We start from the raw sequence: 16701 nt of genomic DNA, 5'->3' as shown, positions 1-16701 counted from the left end.
GATCTGCGCCAAGTCGGTGAGAAGAGTCGCGGTGGGCAGGTTCTGAGATGGGATCTACTGCTACCAACGGGACGATTGAGCACATCATCTCACGCAGTTATCTGTGAACAATGTAAGGCGTTGATCATCGCCGTAGCGAAGGTCCGTGGATCAACCCGGTCGCTCAGATCAGTTCACGGCGCACTGTTTCTCTTCGCAGAGTTCTTGGCCCTTAAGTACGAAGAGAAGTTCCTGCGTGACGGACTCCTAGTCGCTCATCTGGACGACGTAGAGGCATTCATGGAGTCCTATGCTGAGGCGGGGTCTTGCGGGACGGGGCGGTTCATTGAGCGGCTTAGCTCTTACCTTTCGGCTGAGATTCCGTTGGAACGGTTAGACGCGGATGAGGTTAGGAACCACTTTGGTTTGACGGAAACAAACCAGTTGAGTTTGGTCGCCATTGGCGCGGCTATATCGGTGGACTGGCAGAGGCTGCGCAGTAGTCCCGCATTTCGGAGCCATCTGACCCAGTACGGGTACCGAGGAGAACGCGACTTAAGCCGCGGCGCTCGTACCACCAGCGGCTATGCGGATATCTTTCCGCTACTGGCTCAGGCCTCGCACTCCGTCCAGAGCCTGAGCGCGTGGGCTTTGAGCAATGTTCGCGAGGTTCGCGATGCTTGCCGACCTTTTCGCAGAGAACAGTCGGGCCGCACGGCGACATTGCCACCGACCGTCTGTAGGCAGTTTGTTAGGTCAGCGTGTGCGTGGATGCTTGAGGAGGCGCCTGCATTGGAGGCTCACCTTGCAGGGTTGATTGATGAAATCGCCCAAAGTGGTGACCTTGGCCACCGGTCGCCAACTGCATTGTTGAAGGATGCGGAAGCGCTGATTGAAACCGGTCCACTAGTACGCTGTTCGAGGTTCGTTTCCCAGCGTTTCAGGGAGAGAGGGGATGACAGGTACTGTGATTTGGAACCCTATCGGTTGTTCCCTTTGGTTCTCGGACTGATCCGAATCCATCTAGGAGTTTGCTTTGGACTTGTGGCCTTGTTTGCTTGTGCAAGGAGATCCGAGATCATTGACATGGGGTTGCATGCGCTCCTGACATCTGATGGTCGCTACCACTTGACGATTCACCAGGCAAAGCGGGGGGAAGGGAACGAGAGGCCGAGGTTTGACAAGCCTGTGCCACGTATCGTTGCCATGGCGATATCGATCATGAACAATCTCAGGACGCAACTACTTCGGGTGATGCCCAGGGAGGATGCGTTGCTGGATGATCGCGTGATGTTCTTCGTCGGAATGCAGGGCATCAGGCCATTCAGTGAGAATCATCCGCGCGTCGTTCTCCAGCTCATAAGTGACTACTTTGATCTCCGTGGCCCCGACGGAAAGCGATGGGTGCTTGAGCCTCATCAACTGCGAAGGAGCTTTGCTATGACATTCTTTCATTCGGAGGGGGAAGAGTCATCTCTACCTGCGCTCGCGTGGCTCATGGGTCATCATGATGTCGAGGAGACTTGGAGATACGTGAAGGAGTCTATGACGGGCAAGGAGATCAGTCATGCAGAAGCCTGTTTGGCGATGGCGGCTGTGAACTCAGGTGATGGCTCGGAATCTGCCCAAAAATTGAAGACGCTTCTTCTCGAGCACTTCGGAAGCGACGATCTCGCTGTTCTCGATCATGATGATGTCTTGGAGTATCTGGAGATGCTCTCTGAGGAGCGAAAGATCAGTGTCAAGCCGATTCAGATTACAACCGGCGATCGTAGTACGTTCACAATCCTCATTTCGCACAGAGGGGAATGATGCCAAGGCTCAGTAAAGGACAGGTAGCTGCGGGTGTGCGGGACAAGCAGCTTCGTGCTGAACGGAGTGTTCGGGGCATCATCGCCATCCTGGACGAGGCGGTGGCAGTTGGGTCCCTTCTTGAAGAGCATAGTGATCTCTTTAGACGCATGAGTGATCTTGCCGGGATGAATGATGAGGCTCGAGGCATCTTTCCGATGTCGGTTCGAACACTCAGGAACAATGTGGAATCGCTGTACCCAGGCGGGATGGAAGCGTTTAGGCGTGCCATCGGAGAGCTTCTGGGGGCCGCGAGGAAGCCTGTTGCACAGCAGGAAGATGAGGCTTGGCTGGAGGATGCTGTTCTGGACATGACCGCTAGGTACAGTGATCTCGTGCAACGCTTCAAGAGGCTGGCTCTTGGATCGGAGGTCGCAGCCGATGAGCTAAAGCGACACTTCGATCGGTACCGCGGCTCTAGCTCCCTGCGGGTAGTGAAGTGAAGATTGATGGTGGTTTGTGTAGGAGGGCCAGCAATCAATTCCGGTTACCGGGGGTTGGACGCGTCACCTCGTTCCTCGATAGGGGCGCCGCAGGAGGCATGAAGGTGGTGTTCTTCCCAAACGGCCGTTCTTGCTGGGAAGTGAATGCGTACCTAGTTCATTGCCGACGCCTTGGGCTGACGGTAGGTACGATATCCACCTATGCGAGTGAGCTAAGCCTGCTGGTACGATTTCTGTACTTGCGTCGCCTGGAGCTGAGAGAGATCGATGATGATCATCTGATCGAGTTTGCTGATTGGCTGGTGGTTCGGGATGAGTCCAGCGCAAGGCACATCAATCGTATCCTCTCACGTGTTCTCGCTTTCATTGGCTGGGCCGAATGTATAAGTCTCGGCCCTTCCCAGATCGGCCGGCTTGGTGAGCAGGCGATTATCACGGTTGAAAGGCGCGTGGTGAGGACGAAACGGCTGGACCGGGTGTCCTCGGACAGGCATGCAGCGATGCTTCCAAGTGGTGCAAAGCGAGTCGTACGACCAATGCCTCTTGAGGTATTTCGCCGACTCCTGGCGCAGTGCGAGCGAAGCGCGAAGCGCACCTTTGTAAAGAGTCGCAATCGCGCGATGCTCCTGATACTCGCGGATACCGGGATCAGGCGCGAAGAGCTTGTTTGGATCAGGGTCACCGATGTACTTGATGCATCGAAGGGTGATGGCATGCTGAAGGTGCGGACCTCGAAGAGGAGGGGGAACCCTATACGTCTGGTTCCTGTTCCCGCACTAACTTTGCAGGAGGTCATGAAGTACATCAGGGTGCAACGGGAAATGCATATGCGCCGCCATACCAAGTCCGGACGGGGGAGTCGCGACAAGGGTTGGGTCTTCTGCTCTCAGAGCGGTTCAAGGCTAGCTGCTGCAACGGTGAGCCAGACTTTCTCGGATCTGCGGGCGCTTGCCGGAGTTTCAGAGCGCGCTACGGCTCATATGCTTCGACACAGGTACATAACTCTTCAGGTCATCGATCGGATCAAGAGGCTTCGAAACATTGGGATTCTTGGCGTTGAGGCAGCAGCAACGGTACTCGCACAGGTGGCTTCTTTAAGCGGCCACTCCAATCCTACTAGCATGTGGGACTACATTGACTGGGCCTATCAGGAAATGGCCTCGGATGCCGAGAACCGCGGGACCTTGGAGATTGGCGAGCTCATCCGGGAACTGGAGGTTTTTGGTGATGCGGCGATAGAAAGCTCCGAAGGGAAAGCCCTGCTTAGCCGGGTTCGTAGCGCACTTGCTTCGCAGCTTGAGAAGGCTCCGAAACTGGGTGTACTCGCCCACCAAGGGATGGGGCTGGGATGAACTGCTTGTGCAGGGGCGCCGGTGGTATGGGTGAGAGCCCTTTGCTGTTGGTGTGGTGCGGGCGATCCAGCACCTCTAGTAGCCGGAAGCGACGTCCATCGAACAGGGCGTCACTGGGGACAGTGAATGTCCTACAGAGTATTGGGTGTCGTGACCACCTTGATCGGTTGCCGGCGACGCCGTAAAAAGCGCCTTCTTCCTTGCGGATGCGATGCACACGCTTGTGGTCGTCCCACCAGGCGTCCCAGCGAAGCATCACCAACACGGGCTCACAGCCATAATGGATGCGCGCGTGAGTGCCCGAAAGCACATGGTTCGCGTTCCGAGTCGCCCTTGCACTGACCGGAATTCAATCGTTGGCGGTCGTGCTGTTCGCTGGCGTCGTACTTCGAGCGTGTAGCTCGTTTCCCTCGGTGCCCTCTCCGCTGGATGCTCAGGCATTCTGGGCAACGGTAGCGTGCTTGATCGTCGGCCGCACCGTCTTCGCTATAGGTTCCCAGAGCCTTGGGCCAGGCATTGCTCGGTCACGCGTGTTGCGCTGCTGGTCGGAACCGAACCGCTTTCGGAGCGCTATTTGACTCTATTTGGATGGGTGAGGTCATTGGAAAAGCGGCTTGGGCGGGGGCGAGGCCGGACAGTCCGGAGGAGCGCTTGGGCTGGCGCCGATACCGATTGTGCTCAACGTCCCGCGGGAACCAGCCCAAAGCGCATCAGCTGAGCGGGTGCAGCTGGGCTGCTGACGTGAAACTCTGATATCCGCTTCTGGCCGAAAGCGGACGCTTAGCTCAGTGGCTGTCTATACGGCACATTCCTGGTCGGCGTGCTGACGGAGATTACCAAGTGGGTCAAGCGGAGCGGGCGAGGGATTGAACGGCGCTCCGGCAATAGCACACGCGTCGGCTGGCGTCGCGGCAGGTGAGATGGGCTGGGCTTAGCTTTTTGCCAAACTCGGCGGAAGGCGGCATAGTCTTGCACATATTACCGATCAAGCACTTAGCGGATATTCCCATGGCCAAGAAGGGCAAGGCAGCCAACCAAGCTCTCTTTGAGGAAGACTACGTGCTGCGGTCACTCGGGCGGATTGGCTATGACCCAGATATGGCGCTCACTGAGCTGGTGGCCAACACGTGGGATGCAGGGGCTGCCAGGGTTGCCGTGATCATCCCCGAGGAAACAAGTGGCATGCTGTCGGTCGAAGACGATGGCCACGGGATGACCGAGGACCAGTTTCGCAAGCGCTGGATGACCTTGGGATACAACAGGCATCGAAGCCAAGGGGCGAACGTCCAGTTTCCTTCCGAACGCGACGATTGGGTACGCATGGCCTTCGGACGCAACGGTATTGGTCGCCATGGCTTGTTGTGCTTTTCTGATCATTACACGGTCGAAACTTGGACAAATGGCGTTCTTTCTACCTTCGTGATTGGGACCCGAAATCAGCCGTCGCCGTTCTACATCCAAAGCCATGAGACAGCCACCCGTTCGGGCCATGGCACCCGGTTGTTGGTGGAGGTTGAACGCCACCGCCCAGATCCAGATCGGATCAGGACGGTCCTGTCAGGACGCTTCCTGCACGATCCGCAGTTCGTCGTTTCGGTGAACGGCCAGTCCGTCCCGCTGTCTGAGCATGAGGGCCTTCTGGAGGAACGCAAGATTCAGGTCGAACCTGGCTTTGATGTCACGGCGTATGTGGTGGACACAACACGCACAGCGAAATCCACCCGCTACCAAGGCGTAGCGTTTTGGGTGAGCAATCGGTTGGTCGGGCTGCCGAGTTGGACCGTTGGGCCGATGGTCGTTCTGGATGGGCGGGTGCGCTTTGCCAAGCGCTATGCCCTCGTGATTGAGTGCGGATCGGAGTGGCTTTCCGAAATCGAACCAGACTGGTCGAAGTTCAAGACTACGGAGCGAACTGATCACCTTTTCGAAGCGGCCAACGGGTATGCCCAGGAAATGGTCGAGAAGTTGTCGGCCCACCTGATCGAGGAGAACTCAGAAGACGCGCTCTACAAGAATCGAGAGGATCTGCGGACGCTACCTAGGCGATCCATGCTTGAAGTAGCCCAGTTCACAAAGACCGTGGTGCATGACCAGCCAGGGATACCGCCGGAGACCCTCAACAAGGTCGTCAAAGCGGTTATCAAGATTCAGAAGGCACGAAGCGGTTCAAGTTTCCTTGACAAGCTGATGCAGCTGGATGAGCACGACATCGACGGGCTGGATCGATTGCTAGGACAGTGGACTGTGGAGGATGCGCTCACGGTTCTGGATGAGATCGACAGTCGTTTGTCCATCATTGCCGCCATGGAGAAGCTCAGCGGCGACCCGGAAGCTGACGAGTTGCATACCCTTCATCCGCTCGTGACGCAGGCGCGTTGGCTGTTTGGGCCGGAGTTCGACAGTTCGGAGTATGCGTCGAACAACACCCTGCGAACAGTCGCCACCAGTCTATTCAAAGCGAGAAAGCAGAATCAGACCTTTGCTAATGCTGCGAAGCGCCCCGACATCGTCGTCCTCTCCGATGCCACTCTCTCAATCGTCGGGACGGAAAGTTTTGATACCGGCAAGGATCAGCTCGTGATGATGCGCGATGTCCTGCTCATCGAGTTGAAAAAAGGGCGTTCTGAAATCGGTCGCAAAGAAATGAATCAGGCGGCAGAGTATGTCGATGAACTTGTCTCCAGCGGAGGCATACAGGGTGGGCCTTTCTTCCATGCCTTCGTGGTCGGCCATTCGGTCGCATCCAATATCCCAACTGTCAATAACCTGGAATACAACGGAGCCCAGCGCGGACGGGTAACAGCGACCACTTACAACCAGCTCGCATTGACAGCAAACCGGCGCCTCCATGGGCTAAAGGCAAGAATACCCTCACGGTACGAGGAGGTTTCTGGTTACGAGCTTGTCCAGAAAGTCATGGGGACGCCAAGCCAAGCATCGTTCGCTCCGCTGGCAGAGTAGGGCGGTGTCTAGCCCGGGTTAGGCGATCGCTTATGGCCGAAAGCAGACATCGTTGACGAATCCCGCTGGGGCAGAGCTCCCGGAAGGCCTATTCAGAAACCACGTTCATCAACTGCTAGTGTTCGAGGGGAAGCCGCCCTGGCAGCCGTATGAAGTATGTGGACGAGGAGATCTGCAGATGAACAACCTTGATGACTGGCTTGCAAAAGCCGCAAACGCAACGCGCGCAGATGCCAGCGCGGGAACCGATGCGCTGCTGGCCCGCCTGGCCCAGGAGCCGCCACCTGCCAAGTGGGCGGGACGCCGCGAGCTCCGCCGCGCTGTGACCTGTGCTGCGTTGTCTGCGGTGCTGACCTGTGGCGGGGTGGGCTCTGCATTCCTCGTCACCCAGTCCAACCCGCGGCCCACCTGGGTCGCGGCGCCGTCTGCCATGTCCCCCTACGCCCTGCTGGTGGAACGCTGATGGCTATCGGAACCGCCATGCGCCTGCCTTTGGCGACCTTGGCCGGCGCGGTCATCGGCGTGGTTTGCGCCCTGGGGATCGGCTGGGGCTGGCACTACCTCAACCCTGGCCACAGCGACCTGCATGAACGGCTGCACGCCGTGGTGCCCCTGGACAATTCGGAGAAGGACATCCTGCAGGCCAAAGAGCAGCTCTTTGCGACGCGCAGGGGCGAGATCGAGGCGCGCTTGCGAATCGCCAACCGTCAACTTGCCGATGCCATTGCGGCCGATCCTCGCTGGAGTCCGCAGGTAGAGGCGGCAAGCAGGGAGGTCGAGCGTGCGGCGGGTGATCTGCAGCGTATCACGCTGGAGCACGTCTTCGAGATGCGTGCAGGGCTGAAGCCCGATCACCGCGCTGCCTACGACAAGGCGCTGCTGGACGCACTGCGCAACGATTCCCCTTGAAAGCATGGCCTGAGCGTGACGATCGAGGAAGACAACAACTGGGCCGTCGAAGCTGCTGCGGGTGACCCAGCGGCATTCGCGCGCCTGGTGCGCAGGCACTCGCCGGCCATCACACAGATGGTGCGAGGCATGGGCGTTCCGGAAACCGACGTGGACGACGTCGTGCAGGAAACGTTCGTGTCGGCGTGGCGCGCGTTGGCTGAGTATGACCCCGCTCGCCCGGTGCTTCCGTGGTTGATGCGTATCGGAATCAACAAGGTTCGCGATACCCAGCGTTTCCGCCGCGTGCGTTACTTCCTATTCAAGGCCCGGCCCATCGACGATGAAGAGAGCCGGACGCTGGTATCGGACCAGGCCGGCCCGGAACAGAGCGCCAGTTCCAGCCTTGAACTCGCCAGCGTGATGCGCGTGCTCGACAGCATCGATCCCGCCTTACGCGAGGCACTGGTGCTGACGGCATTCGTCGGTCTGTCCCAGGTTGAAGCGGCCGCTGCGCTGGGAATCAGCCTGAAAACGATCGAAGGCCGCGTACTTCGCGCCCGGGCAAAACTGGCCTCGGCGTTGGGTCGTTAGAAAAAAATCTCCCAGATGTGAGGGGAGCGGCACACAGGCCGCGTAGTGCATGAGACGACCGCTGATGCGGCATCACTGCACTGGACCCCTGGATGAAGTACTCATTGCTTGCCTTGTCGACACTGCTGGCGCTGTTCGGCACATCGGTGGCGTGGGCCGCCGACGCGCCCACCTACGAAGATCTACTGGAACAGAGCAGGGCGCAATCGCCTTACCTGCAGGAAAAGCGCTTCGACACCGCAGCGGCCGCCGGCGATGCCCGGCAGGCCAGAGCATTGCGCAACCCCACTATCGACGGCCTTGTCGAGAATCTCAACGCACCCTTAAGCAATGGCAGCAGCCAGCGCCAGACGACCTACACCCTAACCCAGCCGCTGGAGATCTTCGGCCAGCGGAGCGCGCGTATCCAGGCGGGCGAGAAGGGCCTGCAGGCGGCCGAAGCTCGGCAACACCAAGCGCAGGTTGAGTTCTCGGCAGCGCTGGCGGTGGCCTACGCCGCTGCCGAGGCCAGCCTGATTCGCCGGGCAATCGCGCAGGAGGATGTGGAGCGCGCCGAGGGCGACCTGCGTGCGGCCAAGGCTCTGGTGGAAGCTGGCAAAGAGGCCAGCCTTCGTTCCGCCCAAGCCCAGGCCGGCCTGAGCGCGGCGCAATCGGCTGCTGCCAGTCGCGATGCCGAGACGACGGCTGCTCTTGAGCAGTTGTCGGTGCTGGCCGGCCAGACCGAGACGTACTCAGGTGTGGGCCAGTCCCTTCTAGAGCGCGACTGGCCAACGGTGGGCGCAACCGCAGGCGATGCCACGGCGGTGCTGACAGCCAAGGCGGACGTGGACGCTACCGAAGCCCAACTGCGTATCGAAAGGCTCAAGCGTGCGCCGGACCTGAGCGTGTCTGCAGGGCGTCGCAGCTTTGCAGCAGGTGGGGACGCGCTGGTCGTGGGCCTTTCGCTGTCCGTGCCGCTGTTCGACCGCAACAGTGGCGGCATCAGCGCCGCCCGTGCCCGTACCGACGCGGCCAGGGCGCGATTGGACGCTGCGCGCCTGCAGAGCCAGGCAGATCGCGCTACCGCGTTGTCCCAGGTGGCTGCGGCACGACGCGGCCTCGAGGCAGCTGCCGAGGGTGAAAAAGCCGCGGCCGAGGCCTACCGCATGGGCCGTCTGGGGTACGAGGCCGGCCGCACGCCCCTGGTGGAACTGCTGCTCAGCCGCCGCACGTTGACAGAAGCGCGGCTGACCGTGGTCGATGCGCGCCTTGCCCGGGTCCGTGCCTACGCATCACTTGCAATGGCCAATGGCCAGATCGTCTTCGGAGACCGTTGAATGAAGCGAAACACCCCTTCCGTGAATACTCTGGGCATGCTCGGCGTCGCCGCGCTGGCGCTTGGCGCAGGCTTCGGCATCGCCCGCCTTTCGCAGTCCTCCAGCGCGCCTGCCCCGGCAGACGCTGCGCCCACTGCCGCTGAAGATACCGGCGGCGTGCAGGCCGTTGCCATTCCCGATGCATATCTTGGAGCAGCCGGTATTGCCGTGGAGGCTGTCACCTCTGCCGACGTGGCAGCCAACATTGGCGCAGCAGGCTCCGTCGTTGCCATTCCGGGTGGCGAAGCCGTGGTTGTATCCAGGGCCGCAGGCAACGTGACCGAGGTGCTTCGCCAGGTGGGCGACAAGGTCGCCAAGGGCGATGTCCTTGCACGGGTCGCCAGCCCTGATGGCGCACGCATTGCAGCAGATCTGCGCGTGGCCAATGCCGGTCTTTCCCTGGCGCAGAAGAACGCCAGCCGGGACCAGTCGCTGTTGGCGCAGGGGGTGCTTGCCCGGCAGGAGGCCGAAGCCAGCCAAGCTGCCTACCTGTCGGCACAGGCCGAAGCGCAACGGGCTGCGCTGGTGGCTCGCACCGCCAACGTCGATGGCGGCGGCAGCGTTTCGGTGGTCAGCCCCATCGCCGGGACCATCAGCAGTTCCCAGGCCACACTGGGTGTATTCGTTGAACCACAGGCCACCCTCTATCGCGTCACCGGCTCGAACGGCGTGGAGGTGCAGGCATCGGTGCGCGCGGGTGATACCAGCCGGATCCGCTCCGGTGATCCTGCCACCATCGTGCGCTCTGACGGCACCGTGGTATCAGGCAAGGTCCGTTCTGTAGCGACGGCGGTGGGAGGATTGACTCGAGCTGCAACCGTGGTGATTACGCCGGAAAACGCTGGCGCCGGACTTGTCGTCGGTGACGGCGTGCAGGTGCGCCTTGTGGCGTCAGCCGGGCAGTCCGGTGGCATGTCCGTTCCCGAAGAAGCCGTGCAGAACATCGATGGCAAAGACGTGCTGTTCGTGCGCACGGAGAAGGGGTTCAACGCCCAGCCCGTGTTCGTAGGCGTGCGTAGTGGTGGAATGGCGCAGATCCTCTCCGGTGTTTCCGCAGGAACCCGCGTAGCAACCCGCAACGCCTTCCTGGTGAAGGCGGAAATGAACAAGTCCGGCGGAGACGAGTGATGATCGAACAGGTGCTTACAGGTGCCGTGCGGCACCGCTGGCTGGTGTTGTTCATCACGCTGGTGATCTCGGTCATCGGTGCCTGGCAGTTGAACATGCTGCCGATCGATGTCACCCCGGACATCACCAACAAGCAGGTGCAGATCAACACCGTCATCCCCACGCTCAGCCCGGTGGAAGTGGAAAAGCGGGTGACCTATCCCATCGAGACCGCGATGGCGGGCCTGCGCGGCGTTGCCAACACGCGTTCGTTCTCGCGCAACGGTTTCAGCCAGGTGACGGTCATCTTCGATGAAAGTGCCGATCTGTACTTCATGCGCCAGCAGGTCACCGAGCGCTTGACCCAGGCCCGGCCGCAGCTTCCCGAAGGCGCCGAGCCGCTGATGGGGCCGGTTTCCACTGGCCTGGGCGAGGTATTCCACTACAGCGTCGAGTTCACACACCCCGATGGCAAGGACGCGCCACGCAACGATGGCAAGCCCGGATGGCAGAGCGATGGCTCGTTCCTGACCGATCAGGGCGATCGCCTGGCCGATGACATGGCGCGCCTAGCGTACCTGCGCACGGTACAGGACTGGATCGTGCGCCCGCAGCTGCGCACGACGCCGGGCGTGGCTGACGTCGACAGCCTGGGCGGCTATGTGAAGGAGTATGTGGTCGAGCCCAATGCAGCCAAGCTTGCTGAGTATGGGTTCTCCTACACCGACCTGGCGAACGCGCTGCAGGATGCAAATCTTTCGGTGGGTGCGGACTACATCCAGCGCTCTGGCGAATCCTATCTGGTGCGAGCTGATGCCCGTATCCGTTCGGTGGATGAGATCGCGCGGGCCGTGGTGGGTAACCGCAACGGTGTTCCGGTCACGGTGGGTGATGTTGCGCGGGTGGTGATCGACGGCGAGCTGCGGCGAGGTGCCGCCAGTCGCAACGGCTACGAGACGGTAGTGGGCAGCGCGCTGATGCTGGTGGGCGCCAACAGCCGCACCGTGGCCGCCGCCGTCGGCGACAAGCTCAAGGAGATCAGCAAGACCATGCCGCCGGGCGTGAGCATCGTCCCGACGCTGGATCGCTCGCAGTTGGTGGTGGCGACCATCAAGACCGTCGCCAAGAACCTGACGGAGGGCGCGCTGCTGGTGGTGGTCATCCTGTTCGCGTTGCTGGGTAACTGGCGTGCGGCAGTGATTGCTGCACTGGTAATTCCGTTGTCCCTGCTCATCACCGCCATCGGCATGAACAAGCTGGGCATCTCCGGCAACCTGATGAGCCTGGGAGCGCTGGATTTTGGACTGATCATCGACGGTGCTGTGATCATTGTCGAAAACTCACTGCGACGATTGGCCGAGCGTCAGCATGCCGAAGGTAGAATCCTCACTCTGAGCGAGCGCCTGCACGAGACCATCGCGTCCTCCAAGGAGATGGTCCGCCCGACGATCTACGGACAGGCGGTCATCTTCCTCGTCTTTGTTCCGTGCCTGACGTTCCAGGGCGTGGAAGGCAAGATGTTCTCGCCGATGGTGATCACCCTGATGCTGGCGCTTGCATCGGCCTTTGTCCTCTCGCTGACATTCGTTCCGGCGATGGTCGCGGTCATGTTGAAGGGCCACATCTCCGAGAAGGAAGTGCGTGTAGTGGCGGCCACGAAGAGCCGTTACCAGCCGTTGCTGCGCAATGCGATCCGGCAACCGATGCCATATCTTGCCGGCGGATTGGGCGTATTGCTGGCCGGCGCGGTGGCGTTCTCCTTCGTCGGACGTGAGTTCATGCCGACACTGGACGAGCAGAACCTGAACCTGTCCTCCGTTCGTATTCCCTCCACCTCCATCGAACAGTCGGTGGCCATCGATCTTCCCTTGGAAAGGGCTGTGCTGACGCTTCCCGAGGTGCAGACCGTCTACTCCAAGGCGGGTACGGCGAGCCTTGCCGCAGACCCCATGCCGCCAAACGCATCGGACAACTACGTCATCCTGAAACCGAAGGACCAGTGGCCTGATGGTGTGAAGACCAAAGAGCAGGTCATCGAGCGCATCCGCGAGAAGACCGCGTTCCTGGTGGGCAACAACTACGACGCCACGCAGCCGATCGAGATGCGCTTCAACGAGCTGATCGGTGGTGTGCGCAGCGACGTGGCGGTGAAGATCTACGGCGAAGACCTGACGGCCTTGGCCACCAGCGCAGACAAAATTGCTGCTGTGCTGAAGAAGATTCCCGGGGCATCGGATGTGCGTGTGGCCCAGACCGGTGGCTTCCCGACCTTCGACATGGCGTTTGATCGCGCAGCGATCGCCCGCTATGGCCTGACCGTGAAGGATGTGGCTGATACGGTGTCGGCCGCGTTGGCCGGACGCCAGGCGGGCCAGATCTTTGAGGGCGATCGCCGCTTCGATGTGGTGGTTCGGCTGCCCCGCGTCGACCGAAGTGATCTGGACGTCCTGGGTGCGGTGCCGGTCATGCTGCCGCCGGGGAATCAGGAAGGCAGCCCTTCGGTGCCGCTGCGTGAGCTGGTCAGCTTCCGCTTCACGCAGGGTCTGAACGAGGTGAGTCGTGACAACGGCAAGCGCCGGATCTATGTAGAGGCCAACGTAGTGGGGCGTGATCTGGGCAGCTTCGTGGACGATGCCAAGGTAGCGATCGCACAGCAGGTGCAACTGCCGACCGGCTCGTGGATCGAGTGGGGCGGGCAGTTCCAGAACCTGCAGGCAGCTACCCAGCGTTTGGCCATCATCGTGCCGCTGTGCTTCATCCTGATTGCCGCGGTGCTGTATATGGCCATCGGCAACGGGCTGTTGACCGGCACTGTGCTGACGGCCGTACCGCTGGCGCTGGCCGGTGGCTTCTTCGCGCTGGCCTTGCGTGGCATTCCGTTCTCGATCTCGGCAGCAGTGGGGTTCATTGCTGTTTCGGGTGTGGCGGTGCTGAACGGACTGGTGTTGATCTCCGCCATCAAGAAGCGTCTGCATGACGGCATGGAGCCGGACGAGGCGGTGGAGCAGGGTGCAATGGAGCGCGTCCGGCCCGTGTTGATGACGGCCTTGGTTGCTTCACTGGGGTTTGTGCCCATGGCGATCGCAACCGGCACGGGTGCTGAAGTGCAGAAGCCGTTGGCAACCGTGGTCATCGGCGGCCTCATCACGGCCACCGTGCTGACCCTGTTCGTCCTGCCGGCACTGTGTGGGCTGGTGCTGCGCAGGACTGCGCGCAGGAAGGCAGCGGGCATCGAGGACCCACTGCCGGCGCCGGAAACCGATTGAGTACGTTCCCTTCCACAGTTTCACGCCCGGCCCTGCGGATCGTTCTACGATCCGCAGGGTATTGGCATTTCTGCACTCCATTCCTCCGAGGACAGCCATGATCGAGGTTCTCCGTTTTCCGACCTTCAGGAATCTGTTCGCTGCCCAGGTGATTGCGTTGGTCGGTACTGGCTTGGCGACCGTGGCGCTTTCGCTGCTCGCCTATGACCTGGCTGGCGCGCAGGCCGGCCAGGTGCTCGGCACGGCACTGGCCATCAAGATGGTGGTCTACGTCCTGCTCGCGCCTATGTCCGGCGCGGTCGTGCCAGCCAATCTGCGTAAGCCGGTCCTGATCGGGCTTGATCTGGTGCGCGCGGCCGCGGCACTGTGCCTGCCTTTCGTGAATCAGATCTGGCAGGTGTACCTGCTCATCGCTCTTCTGCAGTCGGCATCAGCCTGCTTCACGCCGCTGTTCCAATCGACCATTCCGGAAATCCTCAAGGAAGAGCGCGACTACACCCGTGCATTGTCCTTGTCGCGGCTGGCGTATGACCTGGAAAGCCTGCTCAGCCCTGCGCTGGCGGCGGCCCTGCTGACACTGATCAGCTTCCATGGCCTTTTCGCCGGTACGTCGGTGGGCTTCGTCTGCTCAGCGCTGCTGGTCGTGGTCACGGCATTCCCCTTCGTTGCAGCCTCGCCGCGCAAGGAAGGCCCCTATGCACGGGCCATCCGTGGCATGCGTATCTATCTGAAGACGCCTCGACTGAAAGGCCTGCTGGCGCTGAACCTGTGCGCTGCCGCGGGTGGTGCGATGGTATTCGTCAATACGGTGGTGGTCGTGCGCAACGTGCTGGGCGGTGCTGAAGCCCAGGTCGCCTGGGCCCTGGCTGCGTTCGGCGGCGGCTCGATGCTGATGGCGTTGGTTCTTCCCAAGGTACTGGACCGCGTACCGGACCGTCGCGTGATGCTCTCTGCAGCCAGCATGATGCTTGCGGTGCTTACCGCCTTGGGGGTTACGTGGTGGCTGACGCCCTCCGCGATCGGCTGGCCCCTGGTGCTGTCCGGCTGGGCATTGCTGGGCATGAGCTACGCCGGCTTGGTGACACCAGGCGGCCGGCTGCTACGGCGCTCGGCAGAGTCCACTGACCTTCCTTTCCTGTTCGCCGCGCAGTTCTCGCTTTCCCACGTCTGCTGGCTGATTGCCTACCCACTGGCCGGTACCGTGGGGGCACGCCTGGGCATGCCGGTGGCGGTTCTGGCGCTCGCGGTGGTGGCCTGCGCGGGGCTTCTATTCGCCTGGCGTACCTGGCCTGCGAATGATCCTGACGCAATCACCCACCGACATGATGATCTCCCTGCGGACCACCCGCACATGCAGGAACACGCGCATACGGAACAAGGCCACTCGCACCGTTTTGTCATCGATGACAACCATACCCGTTGGCCCGGTTGAACGACGAGTCACCAGAGATGCCCAGTAGCGCGCGCACGCTGAACAACCCCCCTTTTTCGTGTCGACTTTGATCCAGCAACACACTAGTCTTTGAGCATGACATCACTGCGCCGGATATCGAATGTGCGACTGCTCACCAGCATCTTTCTGATGCTGGTGGCAAGCATGTTCCTGCGCCCGGTGCTGAATCATCTTGGCGAGCTGCATGGTCTGCAGCACATGGTGCAGACCGCAGCCGAACATGGACATCCGCACGCGGGCGATCGTGATGCTGCAGATCGGGATCCTCTGCACGCGTCGGGCGGCCATGGCGTGCTGCACCAGTCCGATCTGGGCGGGTCACTTGGCATCCTGCTGGACGTAGCACTCCACGATCCAGCCATCGGCCGTGGTGCGCACCCTTGGCATCGCCAGGCAGCGTTCATTGCCCATCACTGCTCATCGTTGTTCAGGCCTCCCATCGTCGCGGCCTGATGCCGGGCGCATGTCTGCCGCGCTGCCTGCTTTCTGCGGGCATGCGGCTGGCTTGCGGCTAGACGCATCGCGGTTCCCCTCTGTATTCCGGCCACGATCCGGCTGACTCCTGCGCCACCGCGCGGTAACGACGTGCATGCGTGCCCTGGCACACATCTGCATGGCGTTGCCGTGCGCCTGTGGCGGGGCGCGGCGCGGAGGACCGTGGCATGTCATGTCACTCAAGAACTCCATCATGATCCCCAGACCACATTCCGGGCTATCCACCCGTACCCATCCCATGGCCATGCCGTCGCATTGGCCGCGCACGCTGCTCGCAGCGATAACCATGCTGTTGCTTGTTTTCACTGCCGATGGTGCTCTGGCGCATGCCATCGCCGAGGGCGACAAGGGTTACATCCAAGAGATATCAGGGGTAAATCTGATCGCCTTCGCTTACCTGGGCGCCAAGCACATGGCCACCGGGTATGACCACATTCTGTTCCTGCTGGGCGTGATCTTCTTCCTTTACCGGATGAAGCATGTCGCGCTGTACGTCACCCTGTTTGCCATCGGTCATTCCACGACTATGCTGCTGGGTGTGCTCTTCAATGTGGGCATCAACAGCTATCTGATCGATGCGATCATCGGCTTGTCAGTGGTCTACAAGGCGCTGGATAACCTCGGTGCCTACCAGCGTTGGTTCGGCTTCCAGCCCAATACCAAGGTCGCGACACTGGTGTTCGGACTGTTCCATGGCTTTGGCCTGTCCACCAAGATCATCGAATACGACATCTCCCCCGATGGTCTTCTGCCGAACCTGCTCGCCTTCAACGTCGGGGTGGAAATGGGGCAGATGCTTGCCCTGGGCGCCATCCTGATTGTGATGGGCTACTGGCGCCGCACCGCCAGCTTCTTCAAGCACGCCTACTTCGCCAACGCGGCAATGCTCTGCGCAGGTTTCGTCCTGATCGGCATGCAGCTGACCGGCTACGCCATTTCCTGAATCCTTGAGAGATC

Annotated in this window: 13 protein-coding genes; all 13 read left to right on the top strand. The window is 61.0% G+C overall.

The genetic code is table 11. The features are described from left to right. Positions 1-120 precede the first annotated feature (120 nt). The 13 genes from N7573_RS04160 (at position 121) to N7573_RS04100 (ending at position 16687) form a co-directional block, all read left to right on the top strand. Entirely contained in the window at positions 121-1791 is a 1671-nt protein-coding gene (locus N7573_RS04160; protein ID WP_071227712.1) for a tyrosine-type recombinase/integrase, read from the top strand. Between the two features lie 35 nt (positions 1792-1826). Beyond that, positions 1827-2273, top strand: coding sequence for a hypothetical protein (locus N7573_RS04155; RefSeq protein ID WP_046984166.1), 447 nt, complete (start codon positions 1827-1829; stop codon positions 2271-2273). A 98-nt stretch (positions 2274-2371) separates the two neighbouring features. Then, positions 2372-3625, top strand: coding sequence for a site-specific integrase (locus N7573_RS04150; protein ID WP_081352257.1), 1254 nt, complete (start codon positions 2372-2374; stop codon positions 3623-3625). 1008 nt (positions 3626-4633) lie between these two features. Next, complete coding sequence (locus tag N7573_RS04145; RefSeq protein WP_071227722.1) at positions 4634-6586, top strand: ATP-binding protein; 1953 nt, start codon at positions 4634-4636, stop codon at positions 6584-6586. A 178-nt stretch (positions 6587-6764) separates the two neighbouring features. Then, positions 6765-7049: a CnrY/NccY family anti-sigma factor gene (locus tag N7573_RS04140; RefSeq protein WP_046984168.1), complete on the top strand. Its 285-nt coding sequence runs from the start codon at positions 6765-6767 to the stop codon at positions 7047-7049. Beyond that, on the top strand, positions 7049-7495 hold the full coding sequence (locus N7573_RS04135) for a periplasmic heavy metal sensor (RefSeq protein WP_046984169.1): 447 nt from the start codon (positions 7049-7051) through the stop codon (positions 7493-7495). The genes N7573_RS04140 and N7573_RS04135 overlap by 1 nt, the downstream gene beginning before the upstream one ends. 15 nt (positions 7496-7510) lie before the next feature. Then, positions 7511-8068 carry a sigma-70 family RNA polymerase sigma factor gene (locus tag N7573_RS04130; RefSeq protein ID WP_143048169.1) on the top strand — a complete coding sequence of 186 codons (558 nt, stop codon included), beginning with the start codon at positions 7511-7513 and terminating at the stop codon, positions 8066-8068. Positions 8069-8181: 113 nt separating this feature from the next. Next, on the top strand, positions 8182-9384 hold the full coding sequence (locus N7573_RS04125) for a TolC family protein (RefSeq protein WP_160314165.1): 1203 nt from the start codon (positions 8182-8184) through the stop codon (positions 9382-9384). Continuing rightward, positions 9385-10551, top strand: a complete 1167-nt coding sequence (locus tag N7573_RS04120; protein ID WP_071227709.1) for an efflux RND transporter periplasmic adaptor subunit — start codon at positions 9385-9387, stop codon at positions 10549-10551. After that, the gene (locus tag N7573_RS04115; RefSeq protein WP_071227708.1) at positions 10551-13796 is read left to right on the top strand and encodes a CusA/CzcA family heavy metal efflux RND transporter; all 3246 of its coding nucleotides are present in this window, start codon (positions 10551-10553) and stop codon (positions 13794-13796) included. Before N7573_RS04120 ends, N7573_RS04115 begins: the two co-directional genes overlap by 1 nt. A 97-nt stretch (positions 13797-13893) precedes the next feature. After that, positions 13894-15228 (top strand): MFS transporter, encoded by a 1335-nt coding sequence (locus N7573_RS04110; RefSeq protein ID WP_046984174.1) that lies wholly within the window; start codon positions 13894-13896, stop codon positions 15226-15228. A 96-nt stretch (positions 15229-15324) separates the two neighbouring features. After that, on the top strand, positions 15325-15702 hold the full coding sequence (locus N7573_RS04105) for a hypothetical protein (protein ID WP_143048168.1): 378 nt from the start codon (positions 15325-15327) through the stop codon (positions 15700-15702). Positions 15703-16030: 328 nt separating this feature from the next. Continuing rightward, positions 16031-16687: a HupE/UreJ family protein gene (locus tag N7573_RS04100; RefSeq protein WP_229301257.1), complete on the top strand. Its 657-nt coding sequence runs from the start codon at positions 16031-16033 to the stop codon at positions 16685-16687. Positions 16688-16701 lie beyond the last annotated feature (14 nt).

It is taken from the genome of Stenotrophomonas sp. GD04054 (assembly GCF_029836955.1).
In the GTDB taxonomy this organism is placed as follows: domain Bacteria; phylum Pseudomonadota; class Gammaproteobacteria; order Xanthomonadales; family Xanthomonadaceae; genus Stenotrophomonas; species Stenotrophomonas maltophilia_A.
The sequence above is the reverse complement of the archived record's forward strand: the minus strand, read 5'-3'. Positions and strand labels throughout refer to the sequence as shown.